This is a genomic window from Archangium sp. (assembly GCF_036277355.1).
Lineage (GTDB): Bacteria > Myxococcota > Myxococcia > Myxococcales > Myxococcaceae > Archangium.
The window spans coordinates 65,999-89,607 of record NZ_DASUNC010000068.1; the positions used below are offsets into that span (position 1 = coordinate 65,999).

Below are 23,609 nucleotides of genomic sequence, written 5' to 3' on the forward strand. Positions count from 1 at the left end.
GAGCGTTACGATGCCTGCACCCCTCATGCCACGGAAGCCACGCGGATTCACATTGACCGAGGTGCTCGTGACGGTGGCGTTGCTGGGCCTGTTCACGGGCCTGGCGATCGTATCGCTCGGGCCCCTCAACGGGCGCTATCGCCGCCGGCAGGCCGCGGAGCTGGTCGCCGCGGGGGCGGCGCGGGCCCGGCTCTTCGCCCGGGACTCGGGGCGGTGCTTCCACCTGGACGTCTACCAGGACGACACCCCGGTGATCGCCGGGGCTCCGGGCAACCGGCTGCGCCTGTCGCGCCGTCCGACCGCCGACTGCGAGAACCCCACCCCCCTGGCGCAACTGCAGCCCGTCGAGTGGATTCCCATGCCCTCGCTGACGACGGTGCGGGTGGAGCCCGGAGTGGAGGCGGTGTGGCGGCCCAACGGCCGGCTGCACACGGAGGACATGACGAAGACGCCCGCGAAGCTGCGGGTGACGTCCGGGGGCGAGGAGCTGTCCGTCCTGCTGGCGGTCAACGGCCCGGTGTGCGTGAGGGACGAGCCCTCGTCGGAGGTGTGCCCATGAGTGGAGCGAAGCACAGGCGCGGGTACGTGCTCGCCGAGGCGCTGGTGGGTGGGGTGGTGATGATGCTCGCCCTCGTGGGGGTGTTCGGCGCCTTGTCGCGGGGCGGCGAGGACGTGGGCCGGGCCGTGGCGGATCAGGACGCGGCGCAGCGGGTCACCGAGCAGCTCGAGTGGATGCGCGCGCAGCCTTCCTCGGCCTCGGCCTGGGTGGCCGGAGGCCCCAAGCCCTGCCAGGCGCTGCTGGTGCCGCTGCCCACCGGGTGGACGTGCACCGTCACCGTGACGGAGGTGACGGACTCGCTCGTGGACACCACCGTCACCGGCCCCCTGTTCTACAAGAGGGCCGTGGTCCGGATGGACTACCGCGGCAGCTCGCTGTCCCTGGAGGCGCTACGATGGTGAAGGGGCGCCGGGGCTTCACGCTCATCGAACTGCTGGTGGGCGGTGCGGTGGCGCTCGTCGTGCTGGCCGTGGCGTTCGCCGCCTTCGCCCGCACCACCGTCCTGCACCGCCGGCAGGTGGAGCTCGCGGAGATGAAGCGGAGCGCCGCGCTCGTGCTGGGGCAGCTGGGCGCGGAGCTGCGGCAGGCCGGGCTGGGATGCCCCCGCCATGCGCGCGTCGATGGCTCCGCCGAGCTCTTCCCGCCCACCTTCCTGGTCGCCGAGGAGAACCGGCTCGGCTTCCTCGCGGACCTGCCCCGGCGGGGTTCGAACTTCAATGGGTACTCGCAGCTCGCGGATGACCAGACCACGGGGCTCCCCGCGAATGGGATTGCCCTGCTCAACGAGCTCAACGGCGGCTGCGACATCTCCTCCGCCCCGTCCCACTGCTCCTCCAGCGAGGAGAGCCTGCTCTTCGCCCCGGACGCGGGCCTCGACGACTGCGCGAGCGAGGACGCGTCGCCCACCTGCCCCTGGGGCCTCAACCGCTACCAGGGCAACGAGGTCATCATCGTGGCCAACGCGAAGGGGGGCTGGATGGAGCGGCAGATTCAATCGTCGCTCCATGCCGAGGTCCCCGGGGGCCGCAAGACGATCGTCCTCGATCAGGCCCCCCCACCGGACTTCCTCTCCGGCGCCAACCGGGGCTTCGTCTCCACGCCGGACCGCGTCTACTACACGCTCGACGCCGGCCAGGTGCGGCGCAACCAGTGCTGGGGCAGCCTCTTCTCCTCGCCGGGTGGCCCCTTCGAGCTGAGCTGTCCGGACGTCTTCGCCACCAACGCCACGGGCTGGGAGGCGCTGAGCTCGAGTGTGGCCGCCAACGGCCTGCGCTTCACCTACTGGAGCGCCAGTGGAACCCTGCTCCCCGTTCCCGTGACGGACGAGACCGACCTGCGCAGCATCCGCCGGGTGGACATCGAGCTCGACCTCGAGCGCCCGCTGCCGGATGGCGAGGTGCTGCGCCACTCCGCTTCCCTCTCCATCACCCTGAGGCAATGAATGCGTCCGCCCGTGTGTAGCGCGAGAGCAGTCCCGCGAGGGGAGCGCGCCGGCTTCACGCTGCTGGCCCTCCTCCTCGTCCTGGCCGCGATGACCCTGGTGGTCGCCACGACGATGCAGCTCGGGGAGGACGAGCGGCGCAGCGCGAGCCTCGTGCGTCACGACGCGCGCGCGCTGGCGCTCGCCGAGCTCGGCGTGGAGCGCTCCCGCGCGTACCTGGCCGCCCTGCTCGCCAGGGACGTGGACCTGGACCGGGCGTTGGACCCGAAGCTGAACACCGAGTGCATCCTGCTCCCCGCGCTCGGGGCCGGGCAGGAGGATGACCACCTGCCCCTCTTCGATGATCCCGGCGCCCAGGAGGTGGAACTGCCGGGCACGGGCAAGCGCTTCCGCCTCGTCCCCCATGAGGATGGCGCGTACCTGGTGCGCTTCGACGACAACGACGACGACGGGGATTCACCCGCCCCCGAGGCCGCCACCTCCAACAACCCCGGGCTCGGCTGCACGGAAGGGGATGGCCTGGCGCCGGGCAAGAGCAACCCGGTGCGGGACAGGGATCAGACGATCATCATCACCGTGGTGGGCCTCTACCCGGGCACGGACCCGGCCACCGCCCAGGCGCGCAAGGTGCTGCGCGTGCGCGTCGGGCCGCAGCCCGCGGCGGGCATCATCGCCGGAGGCACCATCGACATGGACGGTGCCTCGCACGTGTGCGGCGCCCATGGCGACATCTTCTCCTCGGGAGACATTTCTGGCACCGGCTGCATCTGCGGTACGGGATGCACGGGGGGCCCGCCGGCGAAACAGAAGTGCGATGCCAACACCACCTGTGTGGCGCAGTCGGGGGGGGACGTCTGCTCCGCCACGGGGGGAGGCTCGTCGAGCCAGTGCATCCCCGGCGCTCCCGTGCCCCAGCCTCCGCCCGTGAGGGTGTGGAGCAGCCTCAATGCGCCTCCGGGCTGCTCCGGCGGCAAATGCACGCCCTTCTACTACCTGCGTGAGCTGGGCGGGGCGCAGGTGTTCATGTGGAACTACTCGAAGCCCGGCTGCGCGAAGCCCCAGTCGTGCCCCCGCATCTTCCATCCCGGGGAGGAGTCGACCACCACGGAGCCCTGCGGCAAATGCTGGAAGAGTGTCTACGATGCCTCGACCTGCTCGGGCGCCAAGACCAAGGAGGTCCGCAAGGCCGATGACCCGATTCTGCTGACGAAGCCCGACCCCGATGCTTGGACGCCGTGTGGCACCTCGGGTCCGTTGATCTGGAAGACGAGCAGCCCGGCCTTCGCTTCCATCGTGAGTGGCTGCGACCCGAGCAGTGGTCTCTACCCGGAGCCGTCGCCCGGCAAGTGGAGCAAGGATGCGTCCTTCAACGGGAGCTTCCAGTCGACAGGCGCATTGCTCCCGCGTGGGGTCTGGATGGTGGAGGGCAACGTGGAGTTCACGGGCAACTCGCCAGCCTGTGCGGCCCATGTGTCCGGCTGGACTGCCTCCGTCCTGGCCCAGGGGAACATGGACATTCAAGCCGAGCTGAGCCTGCGTCCCGCCCTCCCCACGGGGGTCGCCCTGCTCGCCGGCCGCGACATGAAGGTCTGGCAGGGAAATACCTTCGTCGACACGTGTGGCGAGAGCGCGGCCCTGCTCGTCCACGAGCAGTTCTACATGGGCTCCAACAACCACCTGACGGGGCAACTCGTGGTGGAGAACGCGGGAGCCTGCTCCGGGCTCGTCCCCGGTCCCAACGCCGTCACCCTGAAGGGCAACGCCACCATCGAGGTGACGGCGCCACCGCCCATCCCCTCGGGCCGGCCCGCCGCCGTGCTCGAGTGGAGCGAGTCCTCCTACTGAGGCCCCGCCGCCCCTTCCGCCGGGACGAGGAAGGGGCGCAGGAAGTCATCCGCCTCGGCGGCGATGCGGCCGAGTGACTGCACCAGCTCGTGGCCATCGTCCACCTCGACGAGCCGGACATGGCGCTTGCCGTGCGCCCACTCGCGCGAGTAGCGGAGGAGCGTCGTCGTGTCCTGGCGTCCGTGGATGAGGAGCGTGGGCACGCGCACGTCCGGCCAGCCGCCCGAGCGGTTGTCGACGGTGTCGAGGTCGTGGATGAGTCCGAAGTGCACGCGCGTCTGCCGCTTCTCCGCGTAGTCCTGCGTCTCCAGCCAGCCCGTCTCCCGCCAGCGGCGCAGGCCTTCCTCGCCCACGTTGCGCCGCATCTGCTCCGGGGAGCGCAGGGCGGGGGCCAGCAGCACCAGCGCGCACACCCGCGCGTCCTCCTCCGCCACGCGGCAGGCCGTCAGCCCGCCCAGGCTGGAGCCGAAGACGATGGCCCTGTCTCTCTCGCCGCCAATGGCGTCGCGCACCGTGCGCATCATCGCGCTCAGGCTCAGGTGCTCGAGCGAGGGCTGCCGCAGGTTCAACCGCTCCAGGTGGATGCCCTGGCGCGCGTAGTGCTCGGCGAGCGCCACGCCCTTGGCGGACTGGGGCCCCGAGGCGAAGCCGTGCAGGTAGAGCCAGCGCGGGCCGGCGGGGGAGGTGGGGGCAGGGGGGGTGCTCATGGCGGCGCACTCTACCGCCCGGAAGGATGAGGGCCCCGGGTTGGTGGGAAACCCGGGGCCCTCCAGCTCGCGTCAGGGACAGCACCTGGCACAGGGTGGCGCCGGGGCTTTGTAAAGCGCTCATGCACGCCGGAGGCCAACCTCTGGGATTCCCTCTGGAAATCCGCCCTGCGCGGCCCTGTCCCGGAATGGGACACGTGGAGTGGGTAGGGTGTTCGGAAGCAGGACACCTCGCCGAGGGTGGGGAGGCGCGCACCCCGGCCGGATGGTGGTATGCCGTGGGGCATATGACTGCACCCGTGGCGCTCATCACCGGTGGCTCGCGAGGCGTGGGCCGCGCCCTCTCCGTGCGGCTCGCGAAGGCGGGCTACGACATCGTCTCCACCTACCGGCGCGATGCCGAAGCCGCCGCCGAGCTCACCCGGGAAGTGGAGGCGCTCGGCCGCCGCTGCCGCACCGTCATCGCGGATCAGCTCGAGCCGGCCAGCCTCCACGCCGCCTTCGATTTGGTGCAGCAGGAGTTCGGCGGGCTGGACGTCTTCGTGGCCAACGCCGCCTCCACCGCCTTCACGCCGCTGATGCAGATGAAGCTGCACCAGATGGACAAGACCTTCAACGTGACGGTGAAGAGCTTCCTGCTGGCCGCCCAGCGCGCGGTGCCGCTGATGGAGGGCCGCAAGGGCCGCATCGTGGCGGTGTCCGGCATGGACTCGCGCATGCCGCTGCCCTTCCATGGCTTCCTCGGGGCGATGAAGGGCGCCATGGAGATTCTGGTGAAGTACCTGGCCGCCGAGCTGGCGTCCTCCGGCGTGCGCGTCAACGCCATCAACCCGGGCTACATCGACACCGACTCCAGCCGCTTCTACATGGGCGAGGCCTGGGAGGTGTTGGAGACCAAGGTGAAGGACAGCGTGCCCGTGGGCTACGTGGCCAGCGCGGATGAGATCGCCAAGACGATTGAATGGCTGTGCTCCGAGGGTTCCTCCTACGTGAACGGCCAGACGCTGGTGGTGGATGGGGGCCTGGAGGTGAACTACGCCATGCAGTTCGCCAGCGCTCTCACCCAGTCCAGCAAGTAAAGGAAGAGGTCATCCATGCCCACCCGCCTGCGCCTCTACCAGGTCGATGCCTTCTCCTCCCAGGTCTTCGGCGGCAACCCCGCCGCGGTGTGCCCGCTCGACGCGTGGCTGCCGGACGAGGTGCTCCAGGCGATCGCCGCGGAGAACAACCTCTCCGAGACGGCCTTCGTGCTGCGCGACGAGGTCCGCGGCTGGCAGATCCGCTGGTTCACTCCGTTGCAGGAGGTGGACCTGTGCGGACACGCCACGCTGGCGGCGGCCTACATCCTCTTCACGCGGCTGGCGCCGGGACTGGAGCGGGCGCAGTTCAACTCGCGCTCGGGGCCGCTGGTGGTGACGCAGCAGGAGGGGGAGTGGATGGAGATGGACTTCCCCTCGCGGCCGCCGGAGCCGTGTGCGTTGCCGGAGGGGCTGGTGGAGGCCCTGGGCGCCGAGCCGCGGGAGACGCTGCTGTCGAGGGACCTGCTCGCCGTCTTCGACACCGAGGAGCAGGTGAGGGCGTTGGCGCCGGACATGGCGAAGCTGGCGCAGCTGGAGTACTTCGCGGTGACGGCGACGGCGAGGGGCTCGGAGGCGGACTTCGTCTCGCGCTTCTTCGCGCCGCGGGTGGGGGTGCCGGAGGATCCGGTGACGGGCTCGGCGCACTGCACGCTGGTGCCCTACTGGGCGCAGAAGCTGGGCAAGCGGCAGCTGCTGGCGCACCAGATTTCCCACCGGGGCGGCGTGCTCCAGTGCGAGGACCGCGGCGAGCGCGTGGGCATCTCCGGCCAGGCCGTGCTGTACCTCGAGGGCCACATCTCGCTGTGAGACTCCATCCACTTCTACGCACGTAGAAGTGAAACGGAGGGCGGCCCATCCACTTCTACGCGCGTAGAAGTGAAATGGAGGGTGGCCCATCCACGGGTCACCGGTGACGGGTGACATGCCTTGAGCTGGTTCCGGTCCGTACTTTTTACCGGATGCCGGTGTCAGCCCCGGCCGCCGACGGATCCGCCATGTAGGTGTACGCCCGGGATTGGCGCCGCGCCCCCCAGCGGGCACACTGCGCGCCGCCTGAACGTGCGAGCAGGGCGGGGACCCACCCCACCCCTCGCGGCGGATATCAGGAGGGGATCGCACGGATGCGCCTGCTGCACACGTCGGACTGGCACCTGGGGCACACGCTGTACGACACCTCGCGCGAGGCCGAGCACGCGGCCTTCCTCGAGTGGCTGCTCGACACGCTCGAGGCCCACGAGGTGGATGCGCTCCTGGTGGCCGGTGACATCTTCGACACCGCCAACCCCAGCGCCGAGGCCCAGGCCGCCTGGTACCGCTTCGTCGCCCAGGCCCGCATCCGCTGCCCCAAGCTCGACGTCGTCGTCATCGGTGGCAACCATGACTCGGCGGCCCGGTTGGATGCACCGGACCCGCTCTTCGCCGCGCTCGATGTGCGCGTGGTGGGCGGGCTGCCCAAGGCCCGGGGCGCGATGGACCTCGAGCGCCTGCTGGTGCCGCTGAAGAACGCGCAGGGCAAGGTGGGCGCGTGGGTGGCGGCCGTGCCGTACCTGCGCCCCGCGGATCTCCCGCTCGTCTCCGAGGAAGCGGGAGACAAGCTCATCGCGGGCGTGCGCTCCGTGTACGCCGAGGTGCTGGAGGGCGCGCGGGTGAAGCGCAAGCCGGGCCAGGCGCTCGTGGCCATGGGTCACTGCTACATGGTGGGCACCGAGCTGTCCGCGCTCAGCGAGCGCAAGATTCTCGGGGGCAACCAGCACGCGCTCCCGGTGGACCTCTTCCCCGAGGACGTGGCGTACGCGGCGCTCGGGCACCTGCACAAGGCGCAGCGCGTGGGCGGACGCGAGGGCGTGCGCTACAGCGGCTCGCCCATTCCCCTGTCGCTCTCCGAGGCCAGCTACGCGCACCAGGTGCTGCTGGTGGAGTTGGACGGCGCGCAACTGTCCACCGTGCGCCCGTTGCACGTGCCGCGCCGGGTGGAGATCGAGCGCGTCCCCAAGCGCGACGCGGCCACGTTGGATGACGTGGTGCGGATGTTGGAGGCCCTGCCCGAGCTGGACGCGGACACGCCCGACTGGCGGCGCCCCTACCTGGAGGTGTGCGTCGCGCTGCCCCGCCCCGAGCTCGCGCTGCGCCGCCGGGTGGAGGCCGCGCTCGAGGGCAAGGCCGCGCGGTTGGTGAAGCTCACCCCCGCCTATACCGGCAGTGGCCACACGCTCGCGGACGCGCGGCCGGGCGTCTCCCTCAAGGAGCGCACGCCCGAGGACGTCTTCCGCGCCCGCTACGCGCGCGACTACACGGAGCCCCTGGAGCCCGCGCTGCTCGAGGCCTTCCACTCGCTGCTCACCCAGGTGCAGGAGGACGCGTCATGAGGATTCTCGCCATTCGTGGCTGCAACCTGACGAGCCTCGCGGGTGACTTCGCGCTGGAGTTGGATCAACCGCCGCTCGACAAGATGGGGCTGTTCGCCATCACCGGTGCCACGGGCGCGGGCAAGAGCACGCTGCTGGACGCCATGTGCCTGGCCCTCTTCGACCGCACCCCTCGCCTGGGCGAGCGCGGCGGTGTGCCCGTGGGGCGCGCCGACGAGGACGCGGACGCGCGGCTGATGGCCAACGACGTGCGCGGCATGCTGCGGCGCGGAGCGGGCGAGGGCTTCGCCGAGGTGGACTTCCTGGGCAAGGACGGCCGGCGCTACCGCGCGCGCTGGTCCGTGTGGCGGGCGCGCAAGCTCGCCGAGGGCCGCTTCCGGCCGCAGGAGATGAGCCTCACCGACGTGGCCAGCCAGCAGCAGTTCGGGCGCACCAGGTCCGAGGTGCTCAAGGCGATTGAAGAGCGGCTGGGCCTGTCCTTCGACCAGTTCCGGCGCTCGGCGCTGCTGGCGCAGGGCGAGTTCGCCGCCTTCCTGCGCGCGGACGCCAACGAGCGCGCGGAGCTGCTGGAGCGGATGACGGGCACGGAGGTGTACAGCCGGGTGTCCATGGCCGCGCACCAGCGCCACAAGGAGGTGCAGGAGGAGCTGTCCAAGCTGGAGCAGGGCGTGGCGGCCATCGCCCGGCTGTCCGACGAGGACCGGGCGGCGGTGGAGGCACAGCGCACGCGGGAGGAAGCGGCGCTGGGCGAGGCGCGGGAGGTGCAGGCGAGGGCCGAGCAGGCCCTGCACTGGTACACGGAGCGGGCGCGGCGGGTGGCGCAGGAGGCCGAGGCGGAGCAGTCGCGCCAGCGCGCGGCCCAGGCGTTGGAGGCCGCGGAGCCCCGGAAGGCGGAGCTGGAGCGGGTGCGCGCGGCGGAGGTGCTGCGGGCCCCGCTGAGCCGGGTGGACGAGGCGTCCCGGGGGCTCGCGGAGGCGGAAGCGGCGCTGACGGCGCGGCGCTCGGAGGCGGAAGCGGCACAGGCCTCGGCGCGGGTGTGCGAGGAGGCGTGGGCGAAGGCGGAGGCGCGGCGGAGCGCGGCGGAGGCGGCGGAGGTGGCCGCGCGCCCGGCGCTGGAAGAGGCGCTGAAGCTGGACTCGGAGCTGGCGCGGGCGCGGAGCGATGAGCAGGAGGCCGCGCGCAAGCTGGATGCCGCCCGCGAGTCCGAGCGCGTGGCCCAGGAAGCGCTGGCGCGGGTGGCCCGCGAGGAGGAGGCCGCGCGCGCGGAGCAGAAGGCGGCGGAGGCCTGGCTCGTCGAGAACAAGCGCCTGGAGGCGATGGCGCGCGAGTGGCCCCGGTGGGAGGCGGAGCTGCTCCGCTACGGCCGCGCGGCCCAGGACGAGGCGAAGGCGCGCACCGCCCTCGAGCAGGTGAAGTCGCGGGCCGGAGCGCTGCGGGCGGAAGCCGAGCGCCGTGGACAGGAGAAGCGCGAGGCGGAAGCGGCCCTGGAGGAGGCGAAGGCCCGGGTGGCCAGCGCCGAGGCCGCCCAGGGCAAGGAGGCCGGTGCGGAGCGGCGGGCCCGCCGTGTGGAGTTGCAGTCCCGGCAGGAGGGGCTGCGGGCCTTGACGGACGCGCGCAAGGGCGCGAGCGAGGCGGCCCGGGCGGAGCAGGAGTCGGCCGGGGAGGCCCGCGAGGCCCGGGCGGAGCAGGCGTCCGCGACGGCCGAGGCCGAGGCCGCGAAGGTGCGCCGCATCGAGCGGGAGGCCTCGCTGAAGGAGGCTCGCCGGGCCCTGGTGGAGGCGCGGGCGACGTTGGATCTCGCGGAGCACCGGGCGGAGCTGCGGGCAGGCCAGCCCTGTCCCCTCTGTGGTGCCACCGAGCATCCCTACCGGCAGACGGGGAGCGCGCTGGAGGGGCTCGCCACGAAGGCGCGGGCGCGGGTGGAGCAGCTGGAAGGGGAGGCCGCGGAGGTGACCCGGGCGGAGGCCGAGGCCAGTGCCCGGGCGGCGGCGGCGGGCCCTCGCGCGGCGCAGGCGGAGGCTCGTGGGGCGGCCGCGGCGCAGCGGCGGGTGCAACAGCGCGCCGCCTGGAGCGAGGCCCGCGCGAAGCTCTCGGGTGCGTTGCCTCCCGAGGACGTGGAGGCCGAGGGACTCGAAGCCTGGCTGGAGACGGAGCTGTCGACGGTGAAGGCGCTGCAGGCCGAGCTGAATGCCGCGGAGGAAGCGGCGGAGAAGCTGGAGCGTGTGGCGAAGGAGGCCCGCACGGTGCTCACCGCCGCGCTCGAGCGCCAGGAGGGGGTGGAGAAGGCCGTGCGTGAGGCGGAGGAGGCGCTGCGCCAGAACACGGACGCCGAGGCCGCCGCCGGGCGCGATGTGGAGCAGGCCGCGCGCGTCCGCCAGGAGGTGCTGGAGGTGCTGGCGGTGCCCTTCCAGGAGCTGCCGCGCTGGCAGGAGTCGCTGTCCGCGAAGCCGGCCGACTTCCGTGCGCATTGCGCGAAGCGGGTGGCGGAGTGGAACACCCGCGAGCAGGCCTCGAAGGAGGCGGAGGCGCGCGTCGCCCAGGCCAGGGACAAGCGGACCCCCGCGGAGACGGCGGCCGGAGTGCAGCACGCCCTCACCGAGAGCTGCGCCCAGGCGCTCTCCGGGGCCCAGGAGGCGCTGCGGGAGAAGCAGGCCGCGCGCGGGGCGTTGCTCGGCGGACGTCCCACCGCCGAGGTGCGGGAGGGACTCCACCGGGAGTTGAAGGAGGCGTCCCAGGCCTCCGAGTCCGTGCGTACCCGGGCCGAGAAGGTGAAGCGGGAGGCCGCCGCCGCGGCCGCGCGTGTCGAGGACGCGGTGCGGACCCATGCCTCCTCGGGCACGGCCAGGGCCGAGGCCGAGGCGGCGCTCTCCGCGCTGCTGTCGGCGCGGAGCCTCACGTTGGAGGCCGTGCGTCTGCTGCTCGCGCGGGATGCCGCCTGGTGCGAGGCCGAGGAGCGTGCGCTGTCGGCGCTGCGTCAGGCCCATGCGCATGCGCTGGCCGTGCTGTCGGAGCGCCAGTCGCAGCGCACCCGGCACGAGGCCTCCGGTCTCCCCTCCATCCCCGAGGCGGACGCTCCGGCCGCCTGTGAGCGGGCCCGCGCGGACACCGAGGCCCGGCGTCAGGCCGCCGCCACGTTGAAGGCCCGGCTCGACCAGGATGACGAGGCCCGCCGCCGCCAGGGCGAGCAGGCCCGGCTCCTCGAGGAGAAGCAGCGCGCCAGCGGTGTGTGGCGCACCCTCAGCGAGCTCATCGGCTCGCACGATGGCCGCAAGTTCAAGGTGTTCGCCCAGAGCCTCACCCTGGACTCGCTCCTGTACTACGCCAACGCGCACCTCGAGGAGCTCGCCCCGCGCTACCGCCTCATGCGCGTGCCCGGGTACGACCTCGATTTGCAGGTGGTGGACGGGGACATGGGCGACGAGGTGCGGGGCGTGTCCAGCCTCTCGGGCGGGGAGAGCTTCCTCGTCTCCCTGGCGCTCGCCCTGGGGCTCGCCTCGCTCTCCTCGGAGACGACGCAGGTGGAGACGCTCTTCATCGACGAGGGCTTCGGCACCCTGGACCCGGAGACGCTGGAGATGGCCCTGGCCACGCTCGACGCGCTCCAGGCCACCGGCCGGCAGGTGGGCATCATCTCCCACGTGTCCGGGCTCGCCGAGCGCATCGGCGCGCAGGTGCGCGTGGTGAAGCAGGGCGCCGGACGCAGCCGGCTCGTCGTGGTGGGCGAGCCGGGACTCCTGGCCCCGCCGGCTCCCGAGCCCCGGCCCACGGCGTCGGTGGGGTAGGGCGTCAGCTCGCCGGGGTGCTGGCGAGGCTCGCCAGGTACCGGTCCAGCGTCTCGGCGAAGGTGGGGTCGTCGTTGAGGAAGGCGAGCCCCACGCCGCCCTTGTACGGGTCGTCCACCACGTGCACCACCAGGGCGTCTCCCTGCAGGCGCTCGCCGTTGGGCAGCTTCACCTGCACCGTCACCACGCTGTCCACGGGAGGCCGGTGCGCCGTGCGCACGAAGAGGCCACCGTTGGAGATGTTCGTCGCGTGCTCCCGCACGAAGTCCAGCTCCGTGCGGAACACCATCTCCAGCTTCACCGCGAAGCGGCGCCCCTGGCGCTGCGTGTCGAACGTCTCGTAGGCGCGGGGGGTCTCCTGGGCCGTCTCGGGCACCGGAGCGGACTGGGCGGCCGCGGCCTCGGGCGGGGTGGCTTCCGGAGCCTCGGCCGGCGCGGGCGTGGCCGCGGCGTTGCCCCCGCTGGCGAAGAAGTCGATGGGGACGGAGGCGGGCCCCGGGGGCGGCCCCTCGGGCACGGGCTCGCGCACGGCGAGCTGCTGCAGGTGGCCGTGCAGGACGATGGCCGCGGCCTCGTAGTCCTCCAGCTCGTGGGTGTCCGGGCCGGTGAGCGAGTCGTTGCGGAACGCGTCGCGGGCCGCCTTGGGCAGGCGCCACAGCTCCACCAGGGTGCCACCACTCTGGTGCACCTGCTGGCTCAGCTCCTCCAGGGCGGTGCGCGGGTAGCTGGGCGCCTCCAACTTCAGCTCCAGGGTGGCTTCCGCTTCCCGCAAGGCCACGACGATGCCTGGCGGTTTCGGCGGGGGCAGCAACGCCCCCAGCCCCTCCACCAGCTCTCTCACCCGTTCCGCACGGGCCGAGCCATTCCACAACGCCGCGAGACCGAACACAGGCACGTCGACGGACAATAGCCGAGCCCGCCCTCGGGTGGGTCAATCATCGTGTGTCCACCACTGAACGCCCAGAGAGAGGGCGGGCGCAATTGTGTGGGCTGCCTGGATGCATTCCGTCCTGCCTCGGGCAGTGCGGCTCCCTGCGCCTAGACACCCACCTGGGCAACGGAGGACTGCATTCCCACGTTGGCGGACTGATTTTTTTTCACCCCCCCTTCTTCCGCCCGGTGCTGATTGACATGAGTACCCAATCCCGATTCCTCGCGGCCGCGCTGCTCGTGGTCGCGCTTGTCTCTGGCTGTGGAAATACCGGTGGTGTTGGTCCCGACACCCCGGGTGGTGGAACCGACGGGCCTGGCACCACGCCTCCGCCGCCCCCGCCCCCTCCGCCGCCTCCCCCGGAGCTGCCCACGGCGGAGGATCCGTTCGGAGAGCCTCCGGGCCCGCTCGAGCCCACCAACACGTCGATCGACACCGACTGTGATGGCCTCACGGACGCGGAGGAGTACGGCAACGTCTATCCCGGTGGCCTGAGGACAAACCCGAGCAAGTGGGACACCGACGGCGATGGCATCCGCGATGGTGTCGAGCTGGGCCGCACCACCACCGTCAACAAGAGCGCGGAGTGCCAGGCCCTCTTCATCCCGAACGCGGACCCGTCCCGGGCGTCCCGGATGAATCCGACCGTCGCGGACTCGGACGGTGATGGGCTGAAGGATGGCCTGGAGGACCGCAACTACAACGGCAAGCTGGAAGCGGGCGAGACGGATCCGGTCAACCCCGACATGGATGGGGATGGGCTGAAGGACGGCGTGGAGGACGCCAACCAGAACACCGTGGTGGACTTCGGCGAGACGGATCCGCGCAAGCGCGACACGGACGCGGATGGCCTCTCGGACTCCATCGAGCTGAATGTCACCAAGACGAACGCCCTCAAGGCGGACACCGACGGGGACTCGTGCATGGACGGCGCCGAGGACCGCAACGCCAACGGCGTGGTGGATCCGGGTGAGACGGACCCGAAGAATGGCTCCGACTGCGGCGGCAGGACCAACTCCCAGGACACGGATGGAGACGGCCTGCCGGATGAAATCGAGGACACCAACGGCAACGGCGTCTGGGATGCGACGGAGACCGACCTCCGCAATCCGGACACGGACGGAGATGGCCTGACGGATGGCCTGGAGGACCACAACCACAACGGCCTGGTGGACTCCAACGAGAGCGATCCGCGCGTGAAGGACACGGACTGCGATGGACTGCTCGACGGCCCGGACCAGGGCATCTTCAAGGGCGAGGACACCAACGCCAACGGTCTGCGCGACCTGGGCGAGACGGATCCCTCCAAGCGCGATACGGACGGGGACGGCCTGTTGGATGGCGTGGAGCGGGGCATTCCCGCGGGCTCGGCGCCCATCACCACCTGCGGCTACCCGGGTGACGCGAACCCGGCCACCACCACGGATCCGCTCAACCCCGACTCGGATGGGGACGGCATCGTCGACGGTGCCGAGGACTCCAACCAGAATGGCCAGAAGGATCCGGGCGAGCTGGATCCCCGCGACCGCGCCGATGGTGCCGGGAACACGCCGGCCGGCCAGGCCTGCGCGGTGGGCAACCTGCGGCAGGTTTCCTTCCGGGAGGACAGCGGTGGTGACATCCGTCTGGCGCTCCGGCCCTCGTTCACGGAGGTGAAGCAGATTCAGGTGGGCGGCAAGAGCCGGGGCTTCATGGGCTACGACGACACGAACAAGGTGGCCTTCATCGCCTACAAGCGGGGCCAGGCGGGCTCATCCACCACCGTGGTGGGAGACGAGCTGTTCGTGCGCGGCCAGTTCTCCCCGTCGGTGGCGGCGGGCACCACGCAGACCTTCACCACGTGGGACGGTCACCCCGCGCTGCAGGCCTTCTACGACCAGAGCGCGACCACCAACCTGCGCGACTACGCCAACGCGGTGGCCAACCAGCTCGTCGGCACGGGCGCCGGGACGCTCACCGGCGGCTCGGGCGTGAGCGGCGGGTACAAGATTCAGGCGCAGTACGTCCACCGCTCCAACGCGAGCGTGCTGGTGGTGCTGGCCATCACCCCGGCGAGCCTCTACAGGGACCCGGGCCTCTTCGTCATGGGCGACACCGCGGGCGGCACGGCGCTGGCGCAGTTCGGTGACGCGGACGCGGTGCAGTGCGAGACCTTCACCACGGGCAACGGCATGGCCGACTTCCTCTTCGTGGTGGACGACAGCGGCTCCATGCAGACGTCGCAGGGCGCCCTGGGCGATGCCGCCACGGCCATGACCAACCGGCTGGGCAACTCGCAGCTCGACTGGCGCATCTCCATGGTGACCACCTCGTACACCCAGCCGGACTACACGTGGCCCAACCGCAACGTGTTCCGCGGCTTCACGCGCAACATCGACCAGTTCAAGGCGTGGCTGCAGCAGGGCGCCACGTGCCCGGACCCCAAGCAGTACTGCTGGGTGGGCATCGACGGCGCCAGCGAGGAGCGCTCCCTGGAGGGCGCGCGCGTGGCGGTGGACTACATGACCAACGCCAGCACGCCCGCGGACAAGAAGTACCGCCCGGGGGCCCGGCTCGTGGTCATCCTCCTCACGGACGTGCGCGACCAGCCGGACACCGTCCCGGTGAGCACGTACATCGACTACTTCAAGGGGGCCAACCCCACGGGCAGCCTCATCCAGATGCACGGCATCATCTGTGACCCGGCCGGCGGTGACTGCTACCCGGGCGAGCCCGCGGCCAACCCGCGGCACCTGGACGTCATCCAGGCCACCGGCGGCATCGTGGGCAGCATCCGCAGCACCACGTCCATCCAGAACGCCATCAACACCATCGTGGACAGCGTCATCGCCTCCACGGGCTACCGGACGCTCAAGCCGCCCATTGGCGCCTCGGTGCGGGTGTCGCTGGAGTCGGTGCAGAACCCCGCGGCGTGCTCGGCGAACGACCTGCCCCGCGGCCGGACGAACGGCTTCGACGTGGACGGCATCAGCCGGGCGCTGTCCTTCTACGGCGCGTGCCGTCCGGCCTCGGCGGGGGCGACGAAGGCCGCCATCTCCTACCGCTACTGGAGCGACCTCACGCCCAACCAGGACGGCAACCCGCCGCCCTGCTCGACGGACACGGGCTACTACGACCCGTCCGCGCCGGACTTCTGCAAGGGCAACCTCACGTGCAACCGGCAGACGAACCGGTGCGAGTGCCCCGCGGATTGCGGCGGTGGGGGCTCGCCGGGCCAGGTGTGCAACACCAGCAAGGACGTGTGCGCCTTCGGCTGCACGGCGGACTGCGGTGGCACGTGCGGCGGCTACCAGACGTGCAACACCTCCACGTGCAGCTGCCAGTGCGTGGCGAGCGCCACGTGCGCGCCGGGCTTCAAGTTCGACGCGGCGGCCTGCGCGTGCGTCTGCGACACAGCGGCGCTCAACTGCGGCCCCACCTACCAGGCCGACGCCAACGCCTGCGCCTGTATCTGCAAGGCCAACTGCGGCGGCAGCTGCCCGGCGGGGACGGAGTGCCGGCAGAGCATGTGCCGGTGTGAGCCCAAGCTGAACTGAGCGGTCCAGCGGAACGCAGTCCCGGGCCGGAGCCGCGGAAGTCCCCGCGGTCTCCGGCCCTCGTGTTTCAGGGCTTCGCCGCCACGCCCCCATTCATGTACGCGGGGACGCCAGGCGGCTCCGGGTTGCGCCAGACGGCCACGGGCTGGACGCCCTCCTCGGTGAGCCGCCACGGGCCGAGCACCGCCTCGAGCTGCGCCGGGGTGCGCATGTGGAAGCCGGGCCCCATCATCCGCACCAGCTCGGGGTGCTCCAGGGCCTTGGGGCTGTCGCAGTCGAAGGCGAGGTAGCTGCCCGGCGGCGCCAGCTCGTGGAGCTGCTGGAAGCAGGCGCGGATCTGCTCGTCCGTCATGAAGGCCTCGACGCCCACCACGATGATGCCGAGCCGGCGCAGGGGGCCGAGCACCTGCCGCATGAGGCCCAGGTCGAGCGTGGACAGGTCCGTGGCGTCGCACCGGGTGTAGCCCGTGCCCGGCACGCCGGTGAGGATGCGCTGGCCCAGCGCCACGTTGGAGTCGTCGATGTCCGTGTACAGCACGCGCGCCCCGGGCACCGTCTCGTGGACGTTGCCCTGCGTGGGCAGGCCGGCGCCCAGCACGAGGAACTGCTCCACGCCCTGGGCCTGGATGTAGCGCGAGGCGCGCCCGATGAAGTCCCGCAGCGCGCGGAACACCGGGCGGAAGTCCTTGAAGACGACCTCGAACGCCCGTGCCGCCGCCACGTCCACGGGGTAGTGGTGACTGCCTCCGAGCCAGTAGTCGAACATCCGGCCCGTGTTGGGCACCGTCGGCTCCGCTTCGTGACCCATGTCTGCCTGCCTCCTCTCTCCCGCCATGGCGGGGATGGGCGCCACCATAGCCGACGGGAAGAGGAGGTGACGGGGCTGCTAGACTCCGCCGCTCCGGGAAACCGGACCCTTCCCCCTTGTCACGGAGTTCATCCATGCAGAGCCGATACCCCCTCGCGCTGGCCGCGGCGCTTCTTGGCGCGGCCTCCCTCTCCGCTTGTGGCACCAGCCCCACCCAGGACCGCGAGCGCGTCACCTTCCCCGCCCGGGACGACTTCCCGGGCCTGGGCGGCGTGGAGTCCCTGTCGCCCCTGTCGCGCACCTATACCTTCGACCCGGGCCTGGGGAGCAGCCACCTCTTCGTGCAGCTCTTCACCGCCTCGCTCGGGCATGACCACGTGGTGCGCGCCACGGACTGGTGGGGCTCGCTCGCCTTCGATCCGGCGAACCTGTCCGCGTGCGCGGTGACGGTGACGGTGCAGGTGGAGGGGCTCGACCCCGAGCGCGACGAGATGCGCGACCTGACGGGCCAGGAGCACGTGCCCCTGAGCGACAGGGAGCAGATCCGCGAGCACCTGCGCGCGAAGGAGCAGCTGAACCTGGAGGAGCACAAGAGCATCGAGTTCACCTCGAAGTCCTGCGCGCTCACCGGCGAGAAGGGGCGGGACGGGCGCTCGGTGGTGGCGGTGACGGGCGACCTGACGCTGCGCGGCGTCACCCGGGAGGTGGTGCTGCCCCTGGAGGTGGCGGTGGACGAGGAGCGCGTGGCGGCCCGGGGCGTGCTGTCCACCCGCCACTCGGACTTCGGCTTCGAGCCCTATTCGGCCATGGGCGGGCTCTTCAAGAACAAGGACGAGCTCTACTTCGTCGTCGACGTGCGCGGCCAGCGTGTGACGGGCAAGTGAGGGCGTGAAGGCCCTCGGGGCGCCCCATCCTCCCCTGGAGGTGAACCAGGGGAGACGGGGCGCTCATGACTTCGAGGGGTGTTACTGGACGGTGACCTGGAAGCTGGTGGAGGCCAGCTCGGTGCCGTCCGCGCCCACGATCTTGGCCGTCCAGGCGCCGGTGTCACCCGCGCGGAAGGTGCGGTAGGCGTGCGTGCGGTAGGAGGCGCGGGGCACCTTCAGCTCCGTCTTGGAGACCTCCTTGCCGTCCTTGGACCAGATGACGTTCACGGTGCCGGGCTCCACGCCGGTGAGCCTGGTGGCGGCGTAGATGCGGGTGTTGGGGGCCACGGTGAAGCTGTCGGAGGCGCCGGTGACCTCGTACTTCTCCACGCCGGTGCCCACCTTCAGGGTGGCCTCGGCGGAGTAGGCGGTGGTGGCGAGCAGCAGGGTGGGCAGCAGGAGCTTCAGGGCAGTCTTGAGCATGCCACTACGCTAGTTCATCCCCCTGACGCGTCGAGCTTTCGGTCTGGCCGCCGGCCTCCGCCAGGAGCATGCGGTGCGAGGGGATGGCGAGGAACGAGCGCCGCAGTCCCTCGTCCTGGATCTTCCCCGCCCACTCCTGGAGTTGACGGTGGGCCGTCTCCAAAACGCGGGCCGCGCGGGTGTCCTCCTGGTCCTGGAGGACGCGGAAGCACGTGAGCCACATCCAGAAGGGCTCCTCCACGCCCTGGAGCCGGCCCTGTTCCAGGTGCGCGAGGAGCTCCTCGGCGTATCCGAGGGCCTGCTGCCGCTCGCCGGCCGCCAGCGCGACGGAGGCCAGGCCCGCGATGGACTCCATCTCCAGGTGCCGCATCCGCGTCTCCACCCGGATTCCACGGGCCTGCTGGAAGGACTCGCGGGCCTCGGACAGGCGCTCCAGGGCGAGCAGTGCGTGGCCCCGGGCCATCCAGGCATAGCCCTGGTTGCGGGGGCTGCCAATCTCCTGGGCGATGCGCAGGGCCAGCTCCGCGCTCTCGAGCGCGGTGGGCTCGTCTCCCAGGTGGTGGTGGACGAGCGCCAGCGTGCATCGGTCCACGCACTCCCAGAAGCGGTAACCGATGACGCGGCTGAACTGGAGGGTCTGCTCGAGCTCGGCCCTGGCTCCGGCGAAGTCGCCCAGGCTCTTGCGCACGTACCCCAGGTGCCGCATGGCGGAGAACTCCAGCCAGCGGTTGCCCATGGCCCGGCAGAAGGGGAGCACCCGGAGGATGTATCCGAGGCTCGGCCCCAGCTCTCCCATCTCGTTGAGCGTCGCGCTGAGGTTGAGGAGGCTCTCCACCTCCAGCTGCTCGAGCCGCGCGGATTCGGCGAGCGCCAGGCTGCGCTCGAACTGCGTCCGGGCACCCTCGAAGTCGCCCTGGTGGTAGCGCAGGATGCGTCCCCAGCGTAGGTGGCCGAGCGCCTCGCTGGCCACGTCTCCCGTCTGCTGGGCCAGCCGGATGGCCTTGCGCACCGCCTCCACGCCCTCGGCGATCTCTCCAATCTCCGTGGCGTAGAGGGCACGGCGCAGGGCCACCTCGGTCTGCCGCCGCTCGTCGGCGAGCAGCTCGGCCAGCGCCTCCATCAGCTCCAGGTCCAACCGCTGTGCCTGCCGCTCGCCGAGCACGCCGTGGACCTTCTCGAGCGCGGCCACGATGGCGTAGCGCTCGGGGAGGTCCGCCTCGGACGTCACGTCCAGGGCCCGGTCCAGGAAGGCGCGCGCCTCCGCGTTGGCGAAGAGGGACAGGGCCTCCTCACCCGCGCGCCGCAGGTAGACGGCGGCCCGGGCCGCCTGACCGGAGGCCTCCAGGTGGTCCGCGATGAGCCCGAGGTGCTCCCGGGAGCGCTCGCCCCCGCGAGCCAGCAGCCACTCGGCGATGCGTCCGTGGAAGGCGCGCCGCTCGCGCTTGAGCACCGTGTCGTAGGTGACCTCGCGCACGATGGCGTGCTTGAAGATGTACTCGCGCGTCCCGGAGAAGGCGGGGGTGGACTGCTCGAAGATGAGCTCGCGCTCCTGGAGGGCGGCCAGGGCCTGGTGGACGGGGATGGTGGGCTCCTCGCCCTGTCCCATGCGCTCGAGCGCCTCGTCCCAGAAGAGGCGTCCCACCACCGAGGCGCGCTGGAGGATTTCGCGCTCGTGGGCGGGGAGGCTGTCCAGGCGGGCCTGGAGGACGCCGCTCAACGTGGAGGGCACCTTGAGCGAGGTGAGCCGGCCGGGCTCGACGCGCCAGTGCTCGCCCTCGGCGAGGATGACGCCCTCCTCGAGCAGCATCTGGATGAGCTCCTCGAGGTAGAAGGGGTTGCCCTCGGCGCGGGAGACGACGAGCTCGTGGAGGGCCGGGGGAATGGCCTCCACCTTGCGCAGCAGCTCCGCCACGAGCACCCGGCTGTCCTGCTGGGAGAGCGGCCGCAGCTCAAGCCGGGTGTGGTGGGGGGCGGTGGCCCACCGCGGGCGCCGCTCGAAGAACTCCGGCCGCGCGGTGCACAGCACGAGCAGCCGCTCCGGGGCGAGCGTCTGGAGCAGTCGCTCCAGCAAGTCCAGGGCGCTGTCATCCGCCCAGTGGACGTCCTCCAGGAAGAGGACCATGGGCTCGCGGCTCAGCAGGGCGCGGAAGTACTCGCTGAGGGCGGCGAGGCCGCGGGCGCGCAGGCCCTGCTCGTCCAGGGGCGTGCCCTTGAGCAGGGGGCTGTCGCTGAAGTCGAAGCCGATGAGCGAGCCGGCGAGGTGGGCGCGGTAGCGGCTGGAGGTCTCCGGGCCGAGCGCCTCGAAGAAGCTCTCCTCCAGGCGGGCGCGCACCACGCTGGGCAGGTCGCTCTCCTGCACCTGGAGGTGGAAGGAGAAGAGATCTCTGAGCAGGGCATTGGGGTGCCTGCGCATCTCCGGGCTGGCGCGGCCGCGCAGACAGCGGGGCGGCGAGGGCAGGGACTCGAGCCACGTCTCGAACTCGCCGAGCAGCCGGGACTTGCCGATGCCCGCCTCGCCGGTGAGGGTGACGCGCTGGCACCCGTCGCCGGAGAGCGCCGCGGACAGGGCGGAGCGCAGCTGACGCGACTCCTCCTCGCGTCCCACCAGGCGGGCCCAGATGCCGTCCAGGCCGCGGCCCTGGCGCTGGAAGGAGCGCGGCCGGGCCGCCGTCACCCGGTACACCTGGAGCGGCTCCTGCTTGCCCTTGAGCCGCAGGGGCTGCTGGGGCTCCACATCGAAGGCGCCGCCCACGTGGCGGTGCGTGGCGTGGGAGATGAGGATGCCGCCCTCGGGGGCGGCCTGCTCCAGGCGGCTGGCGGTGTTGACGGTGTCGCCCATCACCGTGAGCTCGCCGAGCGTGCCCACCACGCCCAGGAGGACGGGGCCGGTGTGGATGCCGATGCGCATGCGCAGGCCCTCGGGGGGGCCGGCCAGGAAGGAGTCGAGCTGGGCCTGGATGTCCAGGGCGGCGTGGAGGGCCTGCTCGGCGTCGTCCTCGCGCGCGCCGTCCGCGCCCCAGAGCGCCATCACGGCGTCGCCGATGTGTTTGTCGATGCGGCCCCCGTGCCGGACGATGGCGGCGTCCACGCGCGCCCAGAGCTGGTTCATCAGCTCGCTGACGTCCTCGGGGTCCATCTGCTCGCTCAGGGAGGTGAAGCCACACAGGTCGCCGAAGAGGACCGTGACGTGCCGGCGCTCCAGGGGGACGCGGGAGGCGAGGGCCGCGAGCCGGGCGCGCAAGACCGCCAGGGCGGCCTCGGTGGCCTCGGGGCCCAGCGTGGGGCGCTGGGCCTCCAGCAGGGCCATGGCCTGCTCGAGCAGGTGGCGTTCTTTGCTCATCGTCCTCCCGGAGCCGGTAGGGGCCGTATTCCACCACATGAGTGGCGATCGACCCACCACCATAACGGCGGGGCTCCGGGGTGTGCCACCTACACGGAGTGAGGAGCGTCAGCGCGCCGGCTTGAGGCCCGCGGGGGCCGAGTCGATGCGGAAGACGGGGTAGAGGTTGAAGCGGATGTCGTGGGCGGGGTGGCGCTCGTAGAAGAAGCGCATGCGGGCGCGCGGGTTGCGAGCGAACTCCGGGTCTTTCAGCTTCTCGTCCCAGGCGGCCTTCACGGCGGCGTCGCGGGCGAGCAGCTCACGGGCGAAGGGCTCCAGCACGTAGTCCTCGACGTACTCCTTCTGCTCGAAGTGGTTGTTGAAGAAGCCCCAGGCGAGCAGCGAGTCCGGCCCGAGCGGCTCGAGCAGGTGCGCCAGCAGGGGGACATTCGTCTGGGCGGCGGGGACGTAGAGGGTGCCTGCGGGGAGCGGCTGCGTCTCCTTCGTCCACTGGCCCTTCACGGAGAGGCCCTGGTGGCCCTCGACGGAGCCGGGGCGGAACTTCGCCTCGGTGGCGCGGAACACCTCCACGGGGGCGGAGGGGATGTCCTGGCCGAGCCGCTGGAAGCGCAGGCCGTGCGTGGTGAGCTTCTCCGCCACCCAGCCCGCGTGGGCGGGGGGAATGAGGTAGCCGCCCGAGGGCATCGAGGCGGTGAGGCCGGGGCGGAGCTCCTCGTAATAGGGGAGGGTCCACACCTGGGGCTTCGAGTCGTCGTAGCGGATCCACGGCTGGGTGGTGAGCTCGGAGGGGGTGCGCTCGTAGGCGTAGCCGCGGAAGGCGATGGGGCGGCTCTTGTCGGTGTTGTCCCAGGTGAGCACCACCTCGCGGACCTTGCCGGAGGTGGCCTCGGTGTCGGCGGCCTTCACGGCGGACAGGAGGGCCTGGGCATCGCGGGCGGTGAGGCGCAGCAGGCCCTCGAGCACGTGGCGCGTGGTGGCCACGCGGTGGGCGTAGGGCTTCCAGGAGTGGGTCTCCACCAGCACGCCGTAGCGCCGGTGGGCGGCCCAGTACTGGTGGCTGAAGCGCGGGGGCGACACGCCGTAGGTCACCCCCGAGGCGGGGTCATCGTTCTCGCGGAAGGAGGGGTAGAAGGGGAGGGGCAGGTGCTGCTTGGACTCCAGCTCGGTGAAGAGCTCCTCGCGCAGTCTGGTGCCGAGGGTGCGCATCGTCTCCGGGCCCACCACCTGGGGCTCCATCTGCACGCTGACGTCGTGCTCGAATTTGGCGCCGTCGGTGACGTGCAGGTCCACGTAGAAGAGCGGGTCCCAGGCGTGCAGCAGCTCGAGCAGCGCCACCATCTCGGGGGCATCGGCCTTCACGTAGTCGCGGTTGAGGTTGAGGTTCTGCCCGGTGACGCGCCAGCCCATCTGCTCGGGGCCCACCTGGTTGGGGCGGTGGTTGGGGCCGAAGCGCTCGTGGCCATCCACGTTGAAGACGGGGACGAAGACGGCCGTCACCTGCTTGAGCACGCCCGGCAGCGCCTTGCCGTCGAGCAGGTCGCGCAGCAGCCAGAAGCCGGCGTCCTTGCCATCGATTTCACCGGCGTGGATGCCGCCCTGGAAGAGGACGACGGGGCGGCCCTTCTTCGCGGCGGCGGCGGGGGAGAGGGTGCCATCCGCGCTGGCCACGAGGGCGAGCATGGGGCGGCCCTCGGGGGTGGTGCCGAAGGTGTCGCAGCGCACCTTGCCGGGGTAGCGCCGGGGGAAGGCGCGGCAGAGGGACTCCACCTCCGCGTAGCGGCCGGTGCGAGTCCAACCACTCTGCTCGGCGACGGTGGTGAGGGGAGCCTGGTGGAGGGTGAGGGCGAGGAGGACGGGCAGGAGCAT

At 71.6% G+C, this 23,609-nt stretch carries 16 protein-coding genes; 10 read left to right on the forward strand and 6 right to left on the reverse strand.

Annotated features, from left to right (window positions below; translation table 11 throughout):
- Positions 1 to 25: 25 nt before the first annotated feature.
- From VFZ09_RS18210 to VFZ09_RS18225, 4 genes are read left to right on the forward strand one after another with little or no spacing between them, the layout of a single operon-like run.
- Entirely contained in the window at positions 26 to 559 is a 534-nt protein-coding gene (locus VFZ09_RS18210; RefSeq protein WP_329728862.1) for a prepilin-type N-terminal cleavage/methylation domain-containing protein, read from the forward strand.
- Positions 556 to 960, forward strand: coding sequence for a hypothetical protein (locus VFZ09_RS18215; protein WP_329728863.1), 405 nt, complete (start codon positions 556 to 558; stop codon positions 958 to 960). The genes VFZ09_RS18210 and VFZ09_RS18215 overlap by 4 nt, the downstream gene beginning before the upstream one ends.
- Positions 954 to 2,000 carry a prepilin-type N-terminal cleavage/methylation domain-containing protein gene (locus tag VFZ09_RS18220; protein WP_329728864.1) on the forward strand — a complete coding sequence of 349 codons (1,047 nt, stop codon included), beginning with the start codon at positions 954 to 956 and terminating at the stop codon, positions 1,998 to 2,000. The genes VFZ09_RS18215 and VFZ09_RS18220 overlap by 7 nt, the downstream gene beginning before the upstream one ends.
- The gene (locus VFZ09_RS18225; protein ID WP_329728865.1) at positions 2,001 to 3,845 is read left to right on the forward strand and encodes a hypothetical protein; all 1,845 of its coding nucleotides are present in this window, start codon (positions 2,001 to 2,003) and stop codon (positions 3,843 to 3,845) included. It abuts the gene before it with no gap.
- Here the strand turns inward: VFZ09_RS18225 and VFZ09_RS18230 are convergent.
- Complete coding sequence (locus VFZ09_RS18230) at positions 3,839 to 4,552, reverse strand: YqiA/YcfP family alpha/beta fold hydrolase (RefSeq protein ID WP_329728866.1); 714 nt, start codon at positions 4,550 to 4,552, stop codon at positions 3,839 to 3,841. The two genes, VFZ09_RS18225 and VFZ09_RS18230, sit on opposite strands and share 7 nt — an antisense overlap.
- 287 nt (positions 4,553 to 4,839) lie before the next feature.
- On the opposite strand from VFZ09_RS18230, the gene VFZ09_RS18235 reads away from it, so the two are divergent.
- The 4 genes from VFZ09_RS18235 (at position 4,840) to VFZ09_RS18250 (ending at position 11,779) form a co-directional block, all read left to right on the forward strand.
- Positions 4,840 to 5,631, forward strand: coding sequence for an SDR family oxidoreductase (locus VFZ09_RS18235; protein ID WP_329728867.1), 792 nt, complete (start codon positions 4,840 to 4,842; stop codon positions 5,629 to 5,631).
- A gap of 15 nt (positions 5,632 to 5,646) precedes the next feature.
- Positions 5,647 to 6,438 carry a PhzF family phenazine biosynthesis protein gene (locus VFZ09_RS18240; protein ID WP_329728868.1) on the forward strand — a complete coding sequence of 264 codons (792 nt, stop codon included), beginning with the start codon at positions 5,647 to 5,649 and terminating at the stop codon, positions 6,436 to 6,438.
- A 314-nt stretch (positions 6,439 to 6,752) separates the two neighbouring features.
- Entirely contained in the window at positions 6,753 to 7,997 is a 1,245-nt protein-coding gene (locus tag VFZ09_RS18245; RefSeq protein ID WP_329728869.1) for an exonuclease SbcCD subunit D C-terminal domain-containing protein, read from the forward strand.
- Positions 7,994 to 11,779, forward strand: coding sequence for an AAA family ATPase (locus VFZ09_RS18250; RefSeq protein WP_329728870.1), 3,786 nt, complete (start codon positions 7,994 to 7,996; stop codon positions 11,777 to 11,779). The genes VFZ09_RS18245 and VFZ09_RS18250 overlap by 4 nt, the downstream gene beginning before the upstream one ends.
- A gap of 4 nt (positions 11,780 to 11,783) precedes the next feature.
- On the opposite strand, the gene VFZ09_RS18255 is transcribed toward VFZ09_RS18250, so the two are convergent.
- On the reverse strand, positions 11,784 to 12,674 hold the full coding sequence (locus VFZ09_RS18255) for a TIGR02266 family protein (protein WP_329728871.1): 891 nt from the start codon (positions 12,672 to 12,674) through the stop codon (positions 11,784 to 11,786).
- A 236-nt stretch (positions 12,675 to 12,910) separates the two neighbouring features.
- Between VFZ09_RS18255 and cglD the strand changes: the two genes are divergently transcribed.
- Complete coding sequence (cglD, locus tag VFZ09_RS18260) at positions 12,911 to 16,246, forward strand: adventurous gliding motility lipoprotein CglD (RefSeq protein WP_329728872.1); 3,336 nt, start codon at positions 12,911 to 12,913, stop codon at positions 16,244 to 16,246.
- A 67-nt stretch (positions 16,247 to 16,313) separates the two neighbouring features.
- Here the strand turns inward: cglD and VFZ09_RS18265 are convergent, their stop codons facing one another.
- The gene (locus tag VFZ09_RS18265) at positions 16,314 to 17,054 is read right to left on the reverse strand and encodes an SAM-dependent methyltransferase (protein ID WP_329728873.1); all 741 of its coding nucleotides are present in this window, start codon (positions 17,052 to 17,054) and stop codon (positions 16,314 to 16,316) included.
- A 134-nt stretch (positions 17,055 to 17,188) separates the two neighbouring features.
- Here VFZ09_RS18265 and VFZ09_RS18270 point away from each other — a divergent pair, with 134 nt between their 5' ends.
- A complete protein-coding gene (locus tag VFZ09_RS18270) occupies positions 17,189 to 17,938 on the forward strand; it encodes a YceI family protein (protein ID WP_329728874.1) in 750 nt (249 codons plus the stop codon).
- 81 nt (positions 17,939 to 18,019) lie between these two features.
- Here the strand turns inward: VFZ09_RS18270 and VFZ09_RS18275 are convergent, their stop codons facing one another.
- The 3 genes from VFZ09_RS18275 to VFZ09_RS18285 form a co-directional block, all read right to left on the reverse strand.
- Complete coding sequence (locus VFZ09_RS18275) at positions 18,020 to 18,403, reverse strand: DUF2914 domain-containing protein (RefSeq protein ID WP_329728875.1); 384 nt, start codon at positions 18,401 to 18,403, stop codon at positions 18,020 to 18,022.
- A 4-nt stretch (positions 18,404 to 18,407) separates the two neighbouring features.
- Complete coding sequence (locus VFZ09_RS18280) at positions 18,408 to 21,743, reverse strand: ATP-binding protein (RefSeq protein ID WP_329728876.1); 3,336 nt, start codon at positions 21,741 to 21,743, stop codon at positions 18,408 to 18,410.
- Between the two features lie 108 nt (positions 21,744 to 21,851).
- The gene (locus tag VFZ09_RS18285; protein ID WP_329728877.1) at positions 21,852 to 23,609 is read right to left on the reverse strand and encodes a M14 family zinc carboxypeptidase; all 1,758 of its coding nucleotides are present in this window, start codon (positions 23,607 to 23,609) and stop codon (positions 21,852 to 21,854) included.

Bases quoted from the DNA above. Each gene is read 5' to 3' on its own strand.
- VFZ09_RS18210 (WP_329728862.1), top strand. From the start codon at position 26: ATGCCACGGAAGCCACGCGGATTCACATTGACCGAGGTGCTCGTGACG.
- VFZ09_RS18215 (WP_329728863.1), top strand. From the start codon at position 556: ATGAGTGGAGCGAAGCACAGGCGCGGGTACGTGCTCGCCGAGGCGCTG.
- VFZ09_RS18220 (WP_329728864.1), top strand. From the start codon at position 954: ATGGTGAAGGGGCGCCGGGGCTTCACGCTCATCGAACTGCTGGTGGGC.
- VFZ09_RS18225 (WP_329728865.1), top strand. From the start codon at position 2,001: ATGCGTCCGCCCGTGTGTAGCGCGAGAGCAGTCCCGCGAGGGGAGCGC.
- VFZ09_RS18230 (WP_329728866.1), bottom strand. From the start codon at position 4,552: ATGAGCACCCCCCCTGCCCCCACCTCCCCCGCCGGCCCGCGCTGGCTC.
- VFZ09_RS18235 (WP_329728867.1), top strand. From the start codon at position 4,840: ATGACTGCACCCGTGGCGCTCATCACCGGTGGCTCGCGAGGCGTGGGC.
- VFZ09_RS18240 (WP_329728868.1), top strand. From the start codon at position 5,647: ATGCCCACCCGCCTGCGCCTCTACCAGGTCGATGCCTTCTCCTCCCAG.
- VFZ09_RS18245 (WP_329728869.1), top strand. From the start codon at position 6,753: ATGCGCCTGCTGCACACGTCGGACTGGCACCTGGGGCACACGCTGTAC.
- VFZ09_RS18250 (WP_329728870.1), top strand. From the start codon at position 7,994: ATGAGGATTCTCGCCATTCGTGGCTGCAACCTGACGAGCCTCGCGGGT.
- cglD (WP_329728872.1), top strand. From the start codon at position 12,911: ATGAGTACCCAATCCCGATTCCTCGCGGCCGCGCTGCTCGTGGTCGCG.
- VFZ09_RS18265 (WP_329728873.1), bottom strand. From the start codon at position 17,054: ATGGGTCACGAAGCGGAGCCGACGGTGCCCAACACGGGCCGGATGTTC.
- VFZ09_RS18270 (WP_329728874.1), top strand. From the start codon at position 17,189: ATGCAGAGCCGATACCCCCTCGCGCTGGCCGCGGCGCTTCTTGGCGCG.
- VFZ09_RS18275 (WP_329728875.1), bottom strand. From the start codon at position 18,403: ATGCTCAAGACTGCCCTGAAGCTCCTGCTGCCCACCCTGCTGCTCGCC.
- VFZ09_RS18280 (WP_329728876.1), bottom strand. From the start codon at position 21,743: ATGAGCAAAGAACGCCACCTGCTCGAGCAGGCCATGGCCCTGCTGGAG.
- VFZ09_RS18285 (WP_329728877.1), bottom strand. From the start codon at position 23,609: ATGCTCCTGCCCGTCCTCCTCGCCCTCACCCTCCACCAGGCTCCCCTC.